Source organism: Arthrobacter sp. SLBN-112 (genome assembly GCF_030944625.1).
Classification (GTDB): Bacteria; Actinomycetota; Actinomycetes; order Actinomycetales; family Micrococcaceae; genus Arthrobacter.
Genome location: NZ_JAUSXY010000001.1, coordinates 926,889 through 939,118 on the forward strand (window position 1 = coordinate 926,889; position 12,230 = coordinate 939,118).

General features: G+C 68.1%; 13 protein-coding genes. 6 read left to right on the top strand and 7 right to left on the bottom strand.

Annotated elements, in window-relative coordinates; all coding sequences use genetic code 11:
• The first annotated feature begins 58 nt into the window (after positions 1 to 58).
• The 5 genes from QF050_RS04350 to QF050_RS04370 all read left to right on the top strand — a co-directional run bounded on the left by QF050_RS04350 (position 59) and on the right by QF050_RS04370 (position 4,812).
• The gene (locus tag QF050_RS04350; RefSeq protein ID WP_308929325.1) at positions 59 to 841 is read left to right on the top strand and encodes an IclR family transcriptional regulator C-terminal domain-containing protein; all 783 of its coding nucleotides are present in this window, start codon (positions 59 to 61) and stop codon (positions 839 to 841) included.
• 116 nt (positions 842 to 957) lie between these two features.
• Positions 958 to 2,139 carry a Re/Si-specific NAD(P)(+) transhydrogenase subunit alpha gene (locus tag QF050_RS04355; RefSeq protein ID WP_308929326.1) on the top strand — a complete coding sequence of 394 codons (1,182 nt, stop codon included), beginning with the start codon at positions 958 to 960 and terminating at the stop codon, positions 2,137 to 2,139.
• Entirely contained in the window at positions 2,139 to 2,447 is a 309-nt protein-coding gene (locus QF050_RS04360; protein WP_308929327.1) for an NAD(P) transhydrogenase subunit alpha, read from the top strand. The genes QF050_RS04355 and QF050_RS04360 overlap by 1 nt, the downstream gene beginning before the upstream one ends.
• Positions 2,444 to 3,817, top strand: coding sequence for an NAD(P)(+) transhydrogenase (Re/Si-specific) subunit beta (locus tag QF050_RS04365; protein ID WP_308929328.1), 1,374 nt, complete (start codon positions 2,444 to 2,446; stop codon positions 3,815 to 3,817). Before QF050_RS04360 ends, QF050_RS04365 begins: the two co-directional genes overlap by 4 nt.
• A 74-nt stretch (positions 3,818 to 3,891) precedes the next feature.
• Positions 3,892 to 4,812 carry a diacylglycerol kinase family protein gene (locus QF050_RS04370; RefSeq protein ID WP_308929329.1) on the top strand — a complete coding sequence of 307 codons (921 nt, stop codon included), beginning with the start codon at positions 3,892 to 3,894 and terminating at the stop codon, positions 4,810 to 4,812.
• Between the two features lie 23 nt (positions 4,813 to 4,835).
• On the opposite strand, the gene QF050_RS04375 is transcribed toward QF050_RS04370, so the two are convergent.
• From QF050_RS04375 to QF050_RS04405, 7 genes are all read right to left on the bottom strand, one after another.
• Positions 4,836 to 5,561, bottom strand: a complete 726-nt coding sequence (locus QF050_RS04375) for an aspartate/glutamate racemase family protein (RefSeq protein ID WP_308929330.1) — start codon at positions 5,559 to 5,561, stop codon at positions 4,836 to 4,838.
• A gap of 8 nt (positions 5,562 to 5,569) precedes the next feature.
• The gene (locus tag QF050_RS04380; RefSeq protein ID WP_308929331.1) at positions 5,570 to 6,994 is read right to left on the bottom strand and encodes an amidohydrolase family protein; all 1,425 of its coding nucleotides are present in this window, start codon (positions 6,992 to 6,994) and stop codon (positions 5,570 to 5,572) included.
• Positions 6,995 to 7,029: 35 nt separating this feature from the next.
• On the bottom strand, positions 7,030 to 7,593 hold the full coding sequence (locus QF050_RS04385; RefSeq protein WP_374121499.1) for an aspartate/glutamate racemase family protein: 564 nt from the start codon (positions 7,591 to 7,593) through the stop codon (positions 7,030 to 7,032).
• A 7-nt stretch (positions 7,594 to 7,600) separates the two neighbouring features.
• Complete coding sequence (locus QF050_RS04390) at positions 7,601 to 7,819, bottom strand: hypothetical protein (protein ID WP_308929332.1); 219 nt, start codon at positions 7,817 to 7,819, stop codon at positions 7,601 to 7,603.
• Entirely contained in the window at positions 7,816 to 8,499 is a 684-nt protein-coding gene (locus QF050_RS04395) for a GntR family transcriptional regulator (protein ID WP_308929333.1), read from the bottom strand. The genes QF050_RS04390 and QF050_RS04395 overlap by 4 nt, the downstream gene beginning before the upstream one ends.
• Positions 8,500 to 8,579: 80 nt before the next feature.
• On the bottom strand, positions 8,580 to 9,935 hold the full coding sequence (locus QF050_RS04400; RefSeq protein ID WP_308929334.1) for an MFS transporter: 1,356 nt from the start codon (positions 9,933 to 9,935) through the stop codon (positions 8,580 to 8,582).
• A gap of 176 nt (positions 9,936 to 10,111) precedes the next feature.
• Positions 10,112 to 10,945, bottom strand: coding sequence for an amino acid-binding protein (locus QF050_RS04405; protein WP_308929335.1), 834 nt, complete (start codon positions 10,943 to 10,945; stop codon positions 10,112 to 10,114).
• 156 nt (positions 10,946 to 11,101) lie between these two features.
• Here QF050_RS04405 and QF050_RS04410 point away from each other — a divergent pair, with 156 nt between their 5' ends.
• Entirely contained in the window at positions 11,102 to 12,166 is a 1,065-nt protein-coding gene (locus QF050_RS04410; protein WP_308929336.1) for an FUSC family protein, read from the top strand.
• Positions 12,167 to 12,230 lie beyond the last annotated feature (64 nt).

Here is a 12,230-nt window from a genome sequence, read left to right on the forward strand (position 1 = left end):
AAACCCGGCAAACCTGAGCGGTGCGCCACCGACGTCCGGAGAGGAAACCGCAACGCCCATGGAGGAGCAGGCAGGCTACTTTGTGAAGTCGGTGGAGAAGGCCTTCGACGTATTGCTCGCCTTCACGCCGGACCAGCAACGGCTCACCGTTTCCCAGGTGGCAGCCGCGACGGACATGACGCGCGCCTCCGCACGCCGGTTCCTGCTGACCCTGGCCGATCTTGGCTACGTCCGGGCCGAAGGGTCCGCTTTCGAACTGACACCCCGGTCCCTCGACATCGGCCGCTCCTACCTGGCCGGCTTGACGCTGCCCAGGGTGGCCGGGCCGCACCTGAAGGAACTCGCGGAGCACCTGAACGAAACCACCGCCCTGTGCATCCTCGACGGCGGCGACGTGGTCTACGTGGCCTGCGTGCCGTCACCGCGGCTGCTGAGCGTTTCCATCACCGTTGGCACCCGCTTCCCGGCCTGGGCCACCTCCATGGGCCGTGTCCTGCTTGCCGGCCTGCCCGCAGCCCGGCTTGATGACTATCTCCGTTCGGTCCAGCTGCACCGTTTCACCGACCGCTCCCTCGGCAGCGTCGAGGACCTGCGGGCCGAGGTGGAGGCAACCCGACGAAAAGGCTGGTCCATGGTCTCGCAGGAACTCGAGGAAGGCCTCCGCGGCGTGGCCGTTCCCGTCATGCGCGGACACGAGGTTGTGGCTGCGGCCAACGTTTCCCTGCAGACCCACCGTGCCGCGGCCCAGGACATCGAAGCAACAGTCCTCCCCGAACTGCTGGAAGCCGCGCGGCGGATTGCCCTCGATTACGGCGGATCAGCCGGCGCCGCCGCGAGGTAACTCTTTGCCATCCAAGCCGGCCGCCCTACTCCCGCCGCGGCCCGCAGGGCTCTAGACTCAAGCCAACTGCGTGCAGCAGAGCCGCTGCAACGCCCTTCAGGAAGAGGAGTCTGCGGGTGAAACTGGGCATTCCGCGGGAACGCCGGGAGGGGGAGCGGCGCGTGGCCGCCACTCCGGACACCGTCAGGCAGCTGACCGGAATGGGCCTGGACGTCCTGCTCGAAACCGCGGCCGGGACCGCCGCAGGCCACTCCGACCATGATTACCGGCAGGCGGGCGCGGCAGTAGTCCCTGACCTGGACTTCGGCGCCGTCGATATCCTGGCCCACGTCCGCCCGCTGGACCCGGACACCGCTGCGGCGTTGAAACGGGGAGCCGTCACTGTGGGGCTCGGATCGCCGTTGTCCGAACTGCCCACGGTGCAGGCGCTCGCGGACAACGGCATCACCTCCTTCGCCCTGGAGCTGGTGCCCCGCATTTCCCGGGCCCAGTCCATGGATGCGCTGACCTCGCAGGCACTGGTGGCCGGCTACCGCTGCGTGCTCGAAGCGGCCATCAGGCTGCCCCGGTTCTTTCCCCTGTACATGACCGCCGCGGGGACCATCCCGCCGGCCCGCATCCTGGTCCTCGGTGCCGGTGTGGCAGGCCTGCAGGCCATTGGGACGGCAAAGCGGCTGGGAGCCAGGGTTTTCGCCAACGACATCCGGCCCGCCTCCGCTGACGAGGTGGCCTCCATGGGCGGCACCTTCATCCGGCTGGACCTTGAAACGGCGGAAGCGGCCGGCGGCTACGCCCGGCAGCTGGGCACCGACGCCGGCACCAGGCAGCGCCAGCTGCTGGCACCGCACGTCGCCCAATCGGACGTTTTGATCACGACGGCGGCCGTCCCCGGCCGTCCCGCGCCCCTCCTGGTGACCCGCGAGATGGTGCAGGGCATGCGCCCGGGATCGGTCGTCGTCGACCTCGCCGCGGAGTCCGGCGGGAACGTGGAGGGATCCGTGCCCGGCCAGGACATTCCCATCCCCACCGCCGACGGGTCCGGGCACATCACCCTGGTGGGCCTGAAGGACCCGGCCTCGGCGATGGCATCCGACGCCTCCCGCCTGTACGCCAAGAACGTGGCCAACCTGCTGGCGCTGATGGTCCGGGACGGCACCCTGGCCCTGGATTTCGAGGACGAAGTGGTGGCCGGAGCCTGCCTGACCCACGACGGCGTGGTGCGGCACCAGCCAACCGCAGACCTTCTGGCGGCACGGACCGGCGCAGCAGCCGTGGCCCGGCAGGACGGAGCGCTCTGATGGACGGGACAGCCCTGCTGACCATTACGGTGCTGGCGGTGTTCGTCGGCTTCGAAGTGGTGTCCAAGGTCTCCAGCACCCTGCACACGCCGCTGATGTCCGGCGCGAACGCCATCCACGGGATCATCCTGGTGGGTGCCATCATCGTGGCCGGCCAGGCAGCGGACCCGTGGGTCCTGGCGGTGGCGCTGCTCGCCGTCGTCCTCGCCACCGCCAACCTGGTGGGCGGGTTCGTGGTGACGGACCGGATGCTGCACATGTTCCACGCGAAAAAGGACGCCGGGCAGCCCAAGGCCGGCAGCAAATGAGCATCCTCGATCCCGTCTGGACCGCCCTGCTGTACCTGGCCGCCGCCGTCTTCTTCATCCTGGCGCTGCGCGGACTCAGTTCACCCCGCACCGCCCGCCGCGGAAACCTGGTGGGCGCGCTGGGTGCCGTGATCGCCGTCGTGACGGTCTTCCTGTCCGCGCGGCTCGACAACATTCCGTGGATCCTGGGCGCCATCGTGGTGGGCTCCGCCGTGGCCGCCCCCGTGGCCCGGCGTGTCAGGATGACGCAGATGCCGCAGCTGGTGGCCCTGTTCAACGGGGTGGGCGGCGGCGCTGCCGCCCTGGTGGCCCTCCTGGAACTGGGCCACACCGCGGATCCCTGGGTCCGCGTGGCCATCGTTTTCACGCTCCTGGTGGGGGCCGTTTCCTTTGCCGGTTCTGGCATCACCTTCGCCAAGCTGCAGGAGCTGATGACCACCCGGCCGGTGGTGTTCCCAGGGCTCCCCGTGGTGATGTCGGTGGTGCTGCTGGCGGCGGTGGCCTCCGGCGTCGCGGTGGTCCTTTCGGGTTCGCTGCCCCTTGCCGTCCTGCTGCTGGTCCTGGGTCTCGCCGCCGGCGTGCTGCTGGTGCTGCCCGTGGGCGGCGCAGACGTGCCCATCGTCATCTCGCTGCTGAACGCCTTCACCGGCCTGGCCGTCGCGGCGTCCGGCGTAGTGCTGGGCAACGTCCTGCTGGTGGTGGCCGGCACGCTCGTGGGCGCCTCGGGCACCATCCTCACCCGCGCCATGGCCGCGGCCATGGGCCGGAGCGTTGCGGGCATCCTGTTCGGCGCGTTCCGCGGAGGTTCGACGGCGGGATCCACGGCAGTGAGCGAGCGTCCGGTCCGGTCGTCCTCACCGGAAGACGTGGCCGTCCTGCTGGGCTATGCCCAGCGCGTGATCATCGTCCCGGGCTACGGCCTGGCGGTGGCCCAGGGGCAGCACACCGCCGCCGAACTGGCACTGGCCCTGGAAGCCCGCGGCATCCAGGTGGATTTCGCCATCCACCCGGTAGCCGGCCGCATGCCCGGGCACATGAACGTACTGCTGGCGGAGGCCAACGTGCCCTACGAGTCGCTCAAGGAAATGGGTGAGATCAACCCGGAGTTCAAAACCACCGACGTTGCCCTGGTGGTGGGCGCGAACGACGTGGTGAACCCGGCGGCCAAGACGTCCTCCGGGTCGCCGATCTACGGGATGCCCATCCTGGAAGTGGCGGAGGCGCGGCAGGTGGTGTTCCTGAAGCGTTCCATGCGCCCCGGTTTCGCCGGCATCGAAAACGAGCTCCTGTACGAGCCGCAGACGTCCCTGCTGTTCGGCGATGCCAAGGAGTCCCTGGCCCAGGTGCTCGGCGCCGTCAAGGCACTGTAGGCACGGAACTGCCGCTGCGACGGGTTACCCTTCTTTCAACAGCCTGCTTGCTTTCCACCCCACCAGAGGACGCCATGACTGACACCACCTCCACTTCCCCCAAACGTGCCGCCATCATTGTCAATCCTGCCAAGCCGGTGGATATCGACGTGCGGGGCCTGGTGGCCAAGCACTGTGTCGAGAACGGCTGGGGCGAGCCGATCTGGCTGGAGACCACCAAGGAGGACCCCGGCGTCGGCCAGGCAAAGGAAGCCCTGGCGCAGGGCGCGGACGTGGTCATCGCGGCCGGCGGCGACGGTACCGTGCGGTGCGTCGCCGAGGTCCTGTCCGGCGGCGACACCCCCATGGGCCTGCTGCCCCTGGGGACCGGGAACCTGCTGGCGCGCAACCTGGGCATGGACGTGACCGATTACGACGGCGCCATGGCCGGCGCCCTGACCGGTGCCGAGCGGAAGATCGACGTGGTACGCGCCAAGCGCAAGGACCCGGACCAGGACCAGCTCTTCCTGGTCATGGCCGGCATGGGCTACGACGCCACCATCATGGGCGACACCAACGAGGACCTGAAGGACAAAGTGGGCTGGCTGGCCTACGTGGACGCCGGCATCCGGAACCTGCCCGGCAAACCCGTGAAGGCAACCGTTGCGGTTGACGGGAACACCGTTGTGCACCGCGGTGTGCGCAGCGTGATGGTGGGCAACTGCGGCAAGGTCCAGGGCGGCCTGGAAATCTTCCCCGACGCCAAGATCGACGACGGCCTGCTGGACATTGCCGTCCTGGCACCCCACCACGGCAAGCTCGGCTGGCTGTCGGTGCTGGCGGGCATCATCGGCAAGGGCCGGAACCGGGATACGGCGGTGGAGTACTTCCAGGGCAAGACAGTCGAGATCACCCTGGAGCACAAGGACGACTACCAGCTGGACGGGGACCACGAGGGCGAGGGCAAGCACGTGCTGATGAGCATCGAGCCCGGCGCCCTGACCCTGCGGATGTAAGTCCCCCGCCAGGGGCAGGCCCGCTACGCCAGGAGCCTGCCCCAGCGCGGATCCAGCAGCGGGGCACCCGCCAGTTTCAGCGCATGCCAGAGGGTGACCGCCACGGAATCAAGGACCGGGACCCCGGTGCCCGCCTCGATCTCCTCGGTGATGTTTGCCCCGTAAAGGTTGGTGCACAAGTACACCAGGGCGTCGGGCGCGGTGGCGGCGAGTTCCCGCGATCCCGGCAGCATCTCCTCCTCGGTGACCCTGGCGAAGGACTCGTTGTCGCTGAGCCCGAGTGCCCGGTGGTCCACGGTCTTGATGCCTTCGCGCTCATAGGATGCGATGACCTGGTGGTTCACGTCCTCTGTATAGGGCGTGAAGAGGCCGATCCGTTCGATGCCGAAGGTCCGGAACGCCTCAAGGTAGGCCAGCGTGGAAGTGGTGGCCGGGATGCCGGTGGCGCCGGTAATTTCGTCAGCCAGCTCCCGGTCGTGGGCCGATCCCAGCCACGAGCCTGAGGTGCCGTTCCAGGCAATCACGTCCACGTCCGCCGTCGCCAGCAGTCCTGCGGCCTCCCGCATGACGGCGGGGTCGAACTGGCGGTTGGCGGAATCGTCCAGGGCGATCCGGGTGACGGGGATCCGGGTGAAATGGACGGTGACGTCGGTCCGGCCGCCGAGAATGCGGTAGGTCTGCGGCTCCAGGCAGGTATTCGAGGACGGCACGATCATACCGATCCGGCGGGGGCGGGTGGTTGCAGGCATGGGAACTCCTAGAAGGCGGCGGCGTGCGCGACGCCGGCGGGAAGGGACTGGTGCTCGCGGAAGCCGTTGCGGTTGATGAACCGGCCCGCGGCGCCGGGATCGTGGAAGCCGTCCGGGTCCAGGACGACGCGGCCGTTGGAAACCACGACGGCGGGCCAGCCCGTCAGTGCCTTCCCGTCAAAGGGTGAGAAGTCCGTACCCATGTGCAGGGCAGCGCCGTCCACGGTTCGTTCCTCGGCGGGATCGAAAACCACCAGGTCGGCGTCGAATCCCTCGGCGATGCGGCCTTTGCCGGGGAGCGCGTTGATGCGGGCCGGGCCGGCGGCGAACGCCTCGACGAACTGCTCCACGGAGGCTCCGGCGGAGGTCATCGCGGTGAAGGCGACAGGCATCCGGGTCTCCACCCCCGGCAGCCCGTGCGGCATGGCCCGGACGTCGTCGGTGCGCTCGCGCTTCTGGGACAGGTCGTAGCAGGAGTGGTCAGAGGACATGGTGTGGATGGCTCCGGATGCCAGCCGTTCCTTGAGCGCGGCGACGGTCTCGGCGCTGCGCATGGGCGGGCAGCACGCGAACCATTCGGGAAAGGTTGAGGCGTAGACGGTGTCGTCCAGGGTGACGTAGTGGGGGCAGGTTTCCGAGTACGCCTGGAGTCCGCGCTCCCGTGCCTGCGAGACCAGGTCCACGGCGCCGGGTGTTGACTGGTGGACAAAGTAGACCGGTGCGCCGGTGTATTCGGCCATGGCCAGGGTCTCCTGCACCGAGATCTCCTCGGCCAGTTCCGGCCGGGTCCGGTGCAGGTGTTCGATGCCGATCCGGCCGTCCTGGGCGTGCTGTTCGGTGCAGTCGGCAATGATCGGATCGTGCTCGGCGTGGATATAGGCCAGGCCGTCCAGCCGGACCAGTTCGCGCATGACCTTCAGGATGGTGTCCCCGTCGGCCATGGTGGTGCCGCGGTTGGTGGTGTACATCTTCACGGAGCGCACGCCCTCGGCGGCAAGCTGCTCCAGCTGCCATGGGATGGTCTCGTCCCAGCTGACCACCGCCCCGTGGAGGGCCACGTCGCACCGGGATTCGGTGGCGAGTTCCTTCTTGTGCAGGACGGCGGCCAGCGGGGTTTCCTGGGCATCCCGGGGGATCCCGAAGTCAATGATGGTGGTGGTGCCGCCCCACAGTGCCGCGGTGGACGTGGTCCGGTAGTCGTCAAGTGTCCGGAAGCGTCCGGTGACCTGGGCGACGTGGCAGTGTCCATCAACGCCGCCGGGGATGACGAGTTTGCCGGTGGCGTCGATGGTGCGGCCGGCAGCGGGGACCGGCTGGTCAACGTCGATGAGGGCGGCGATGCGGCCCCCATGCACCACGATGTGGGCGTCCTGGCGGCCAAAGCTGTTGACGATCGTGGCGTTGGCAATGACAAGTTCTGGCTGGTGGGACATCGGTGTCCTCCTTGTGGGTGTGGTGGCGACTGGCTTTAGGCGGCAGGCTGCGGCGTACCGGCATGCTCCTGGCGCGCCGCAAGGGCTGCGTCCAGGTTGCCGGAGAGGCCTTTTCGGTCCTTCGCCGGGGGAGGGGCGAACGCGCCGGCGCGGTGCGGTCCGGACTGCAGCCCCGCCACCGCTTCGGCCATGCGGATGCCCGCGGAGATGCCGTCAACCACCGGCACGGGGATCTGACCATTGAGTTCGCGGGCCAGTCCGGCCAGCGGGGCGCCGGCGAGGATCACGACGTCGGCCCCGTCCTCTGCCACGGCCTGCCTGCTGAGTGCCAGCAGGGTTTCCTTGAAGTCCTGCTGGACGGAACCGATGCTGGGGAGGGAGTCGTTGATGGAACGGATGGAGGCCAGCCGGCCTGCCAGCCCGAAGCGTTCCACGCACTCGCGGTACCAGGGTTTGATCCGGTCCGAGATGGCGATGATGGAGAAGCGGTGGCCCTGCAGCGCCGCCGCGCACAGTGCGGCTTCGGTGATGCCGATGACGGGTACGTCGGCCAGTTCCTTCAGGGCGGGCGTGCCGGGGTCGCCGAAGGCTGCCACCACGATGGCGTCAACGCGGGTCCGCGCCGGGGCGGGTGTGTTCGGCGACGATTTCGGCGACGGCGCCGGCTGCGATGAGGGACTCGAACCGGGTTTCGATGTACTCGACGCCGTGGCCGGCGGTCCGGACCAGCAGCCGGGTGCCGGGGGCGGCGGATCGGAGCGCCTCGGATTCGATCAGGGCCGTGACGTCGGCGCTGATATTGGGGTTGATGACCAGGAGTTTCATTTTCTCTTCCGGTGGAATTCTGGTTCGGTTTTCTGGAAGTCCTCGGGGAACTGTTCCCGGTACTTCCCGATGTGGGAGGCGGATTGGGCGGCCGCAAGGTCGGGATCGCCGCTGGCAATGGCGGCGTAGAGCTCCCGGTGTTCGCGGATCAATTCGGGCAGGTCGCTGACGTGCCGGAACAGCCAGTGCATCCGGCCCTGCAGGGGTTCCAGGGCGGACTTGAGGAAGTTGTTGTCCGCGATGCCGGTGATGGCGTCGTGGAACTCGCTGTTGGAGCGGTGCGCTTCCATCACCGCTCCCTTGGCCAGGAAACTTTCGGCGTTGTCCAGCAGTCCCTTGAGGTAGGCGAGGTCGTCTGCGGTGGCTCGCCTGGCGGCGAGCCGGCACGCCAGCACCTCGAGGGACTGCCGGACGTCGAAGAGGTCCTCCACGTCCTTGGGGCTGAGGCTGCTCACTTCCGCACCCCGGGCCCCGCGGTCGCTGATGAGGCCTTCCTGGCGGAGCATCCGCAGTGCTTCGCGGACCGGCAGCCGGGATACGGAGAATTCGGCGGCAAGGTCGCGTTCCACCAGCCGCGTGCCGGGAGCGTAGTGCCCTTCGAAAATGCGGGTGCGGAGGGTGTCCCGGACGGTCTCGCGGAGGGGGCGGTCCTTGTCCTGGGTCTCTTCTGCGGTCAGCATGATGCTCCATTTTCGATTCGTGTGCGGCACTGCTCCCGGCTGCGGGGGCATGGTTTGCAGGTTTCCCTGCGAGGGCCAGCTTAGACAGGAAGACGCTTGTTGTAGTTCAGGGTGAGGACCGATGCGCCCATGATTACCGCGGAACCCACGAAGTACAGCAGGGCCCAGGTGTAGGACCCGGTGGCCCCGACGATCAGGCCGACGACGATCGGAGTCACGAAGCCGGAGATGTTGCCGCTGAGGTTCATGGCGCCGCCCAGGACGCCTGCGTTGGTGCGGCCGCCGAGGATGGACGGGATGCTCCAGAACAGGCCCACCCAGCGCAGGAAGAACAGGACCAGCGAGAGCAGCACCACTGCGGTGGTGGCATCCGGAACCACGGTGACGCCCACCAGGCCGCCGATCACCACGGCGCTGGAGATGCCGAGGAGGGTGCGCATCACCAGGTTGGCGGAGGCGCCGGTGGCCCGCCATTTGTCGGCAATGGTGCCGCCGATGATTTCGCCTACGAACCCGGCACCGAAGATCACCAGGGTGGACCAGCCGATGGTCTTCAGGTCGAATCCCTTGGCCTGTGCCAGGTACAGCGGCCCCCAGGTCAGCAGGCCGTAGAAGACTCCGTTGAATCCGAGCCAGCCCAGGCACATGGCCCAGAAGGAACGGAATTTGAGGTAGGGGAGCAGGCCGCGTTTGCCCGTGCTGCCGTCCATGGTGGCTTCGGCGTCCTCGGCGGCGTGTGAGGCTTCGATGTAGGACGCTTCCGCTTCGTTGACGGCGCGGTGGTCGCGGGGGTTGTCCCGGACGTACCACCAGACGGCGAGTCCCATGAGGACGGTGGCGGCACCGGCGATGACGAAGGACCAGCGCCAGCTGCCGGTGGTGGCAATCAGGCCGGCAATGATGATGCCGCCAAGTCCGGCGCCCAGGGGTGCGCCGGCGTCCAGGATGGTGGCGCCGCGGCCGCGTTCGGACCGGTGCATCCAGATGGCGTTCAGTTTGCCGCCGGCGGGCATTACGCCGGCTTCGGTCACGCCGATCCCGAGCCGGGCAATGAACATGCTCAGGAATCCGCCGGCCATGCCGGAGGCTGCCGTGGCGGCGCCCCAGCCGAGGCAGGACGCGGTCATCACCTTGCGCGGTCCGAACTTGTCGATCAGCCAGCCGACCGGCACCTGCAGCAGGGCGTAGGTCCAGAAGAAGGCGGACAGCAGCAGGCCCACCATTTCAGGGGCGAGGTTGAATTCTTTTTGGATGATGGGCAATGCCACCGAGATGGAGCCCCGGTCGATGTAGTTGACGGACACCAGGACCAGGAGCAGCAGGAAGAGCCGCCACCGGACGGCGCTGCGACGTTGCAGGCCGTCCTTCCGGGGCTCGTCGGGGTGGGAAGTGGATTCGGCGGCTGGCGCCGTTGTTTCAGTGTTTGGGACGGACACAGCTTCTCCTTCACGGGGAAGTTCACGAATGGGGAGTATTCGGGTTTTGGGATCCCAATTTGGGATCCCAAAAACAAAGTTAGAAGTGACTCCCGCCACTGTCAAGGGTTTTTTGCCTGGCAGCGTCCCGCGGCTCCTGCAAACGGATTGTGACTGGTGCCGCGCCGCGCCGACCGCTACAGGGAGGAGTCTGTGTGCCGGTGGGACAGCGTTTCGGCCAGCTCGGCGAGCCGGTGGGCCCGCGCTGACTCGGCCGGGGTGAACGGTTCGCCGGGGCGGGAAAAGGTGATGGGCCCGTGCCATGCCGTGGGGATCTTCAGGCGTGTCCCGTCGTCGGCTGCTGCCCCGCCGTCCTGCGGCGGCACGATCTGTGCGTGCAGCAGCTCGGCCACCGCCAATGGCAGTTCGTCCAGCCTGGCGGCGATCCTCGCCGCCAGGCTGAGCGCCTTCGTCTGGCCGTCGGCCATGGCCAGGGAAGTGGTGGGCCATACGTGCGAATGGCTGCCGCCGCCGTCGTGCAGCGCCGCCAGCAACTCGCGCTCGCCCACCTCCCCGGGGACCGAGAGGACGAATTCATCCAGGACTCCGTCCGGAACCGGGTGCACGTGCAGGCCCAGGATGTTGGCCTCCAGCCGGGCCAGTGCCTGGGTCATTCTCTGCAGGGAGCCGGGGTGGTCCGCCAGGAGCGTCCGCGCCCGCCAGAGCGCGGGGGCCGCCGCCAGCTGGCGGCGGTGCCGCAGCGCCGGCGCATGGAGCCAGCTGCGCAGGATCCTCGCCGCTGACGGTTCGGCCACCCAAATCACCAGGACTGTGGCCGTGAAGGTCAGGACCAGCACCTTGGCCACGTAGGGAAGGTGGGTCTCCACCACCAGGGCATGGACCAGCAGCTCGATGGGCAGCATTACGGCCACGTTGGCCACAGTGAGCCGCGCCTTGTGCGGCTCCGGCATGCGGCCGCAGACCTCGCAGCTCAGGTCGGCAGCGGGCGTGTTGTGCGGAGGGCGCTTCATGACTCAAGCATCACGGGGTGCTGTTTCCGCTGCGTTGCCCCCTGATTCCATTCATGGGAACGTGCCGGGCGTTCGCGGCGCCTCCGCCGTAGGATTTAGCGGGAACGTCAGCGCGGCCGCCCGACACAATCCACCCCCAAGGAAGGCGCTGCCCACGTGAAGATGTTTGCCGAGATGTTCAGCATTGGCCCCGGCAACAAGGATCACCATCCGGCGCTGAGGTGCGCCGTCGGTGTCTTCGTGCCGCTGACCACCCTGGTGCTCCTGGGTCGGCTGGACTTGGCAATCTTCGCCTCCTTCGGCGCCTTTACGGGGATCTACGGGCGCGGTGAGCCGCACGCTGTCCGGTTTGTGCTCCAGTTGCGGGCCGGGCTGCTGATGCTGCTGGTGATCTTCCTGGCAGGGCTCGCCGCACGGATGGAATCCGCCTGGGGCCTTGACCGCGCCACCACAACCTGGCTCCTGGTCCTGGCCACCACCCTGGTTGCCGGGGCATGTTCGGTGGCCATTTCGTGGTTCAGGCTTCGACCGGCAGGCTCGCTGTTCCACATCTTCGCCTTTGCCGCCATTGCGTCCATTCCCAACCAGCCGCCCCTGTGGCAGGGGATGCTGGTGGCTGCGCTCACCACGGTGTTCGCCCTGCTGATCGGCTTCTCATCCCGGATCCTTCCCAGCCATCGCACATCCTGGACCCGGCCGGCCCGAATCCGCCGCACCGCCGCAGAGAAGCATGCTGCGTGGCTCGAGGGCTTCGGTTACCTCGTGGCGGCGGGACTTGCCGGCTCGCTTGCCACGTGGGCCGGTGAGCGCCTGGGATTTGGGCACAACTATTGGGCCATGGTGGCGGCGGTGGTGCCCCTGGTGGGCCACAGCACACGGCACCGGGTGCGCCGGGGCATCCAAAGGATCATCGGCACCGTCCTGGGCCTCTTGGTCCTCGCCGCCGTCCTGCTGCTCGGCCTGCAGCCCTGGCAGACCGTGCTGGTCATGGCGCTGTGCCAGTTCGGCGCCGAAATGTTCATCATCCGCCAGTACTTGCTGGCCCAGCTGTTCGTCACGCCCCTGGCGCTGGTTTCGACACTGCTGGTGGTGCCGGCCTCGCCCACCCTTTTGCTGCGCGACCGCATCATCGAGACCGTGATCGGCGCCGCCGTCGGCATTGCCGTGGTGCTGGCACCCGGCGCATGGCGCCGGATCAGGCAAAGGACGACGGCGGCCTGACCGCCTTGTGCGCGCGGGTTCCACGCGGGCGCGATACGCTGGACTTCCCGTTGAACGGAAGGAC

Coding starts and splice junctions, on each gene's coding strand:
- QF050_RS04380 (WP_308929331.1), bottom strand. CDS start 6,994: ATGTCCCACCAGCCAGAACTTGTCATTGCCAACGCCACGATCGTCAAC.
- QF050_RS04350 (WP_308929325.1), top strand. CDS start 59: ATGGAGGAGCAGGCAGGCTACTTTGTGAAGTCGGTGGAGAAGGCCTTC.
- QF050_RS04360 (WP_308929327.1), top strand. CDS start 2,139: ATGGACGGGACAGCCCTGCTGACCATTACGGTGCTGGCGGTGTTCGTC.
- QF050_RS04390 (WP_308929332.1), bottom strand. CDS start 7,819: ATGAAACTCCTGGTCATCAACCCCAATATCAGCGCCGACGTCACGGCC.
- QF050_RS04365 (WP_308929328.1), top strand. CDS start 2,444: ATGAGCATCCTCGATCCCGTCTGGACCGCCCTGCTGTACCTGGCCGCC.
- QF050_RS04375 (WP_308929330.1), bottom strand. CDS start 5,561: ATGCCTGCAACCACCCGCCCCCGCCGGATCGGTATGATCGTGCCGTCC.
- QF050_RS04395 (WP_308929333.1), bottom strand. CDS start 8,499: ATGCTGACCGCAGAAGAGACCCAGGACAAGGACCGCCCCCTCCGCGAG.
- QF050_RS04370 (WP_308929329.1), top strand. CDS start 3,892: ATGACTGACACCACCTCCACTTCCCCCAAACGTGCCGCCATCATTGTC.
- QF050_RS04405 (WP_308929335.1), bottom strand. CDS start 10,945: ATGAAGCGCCCTCCGCACAACACGCCCGCTGCCGACCTGAGCTGCGAG.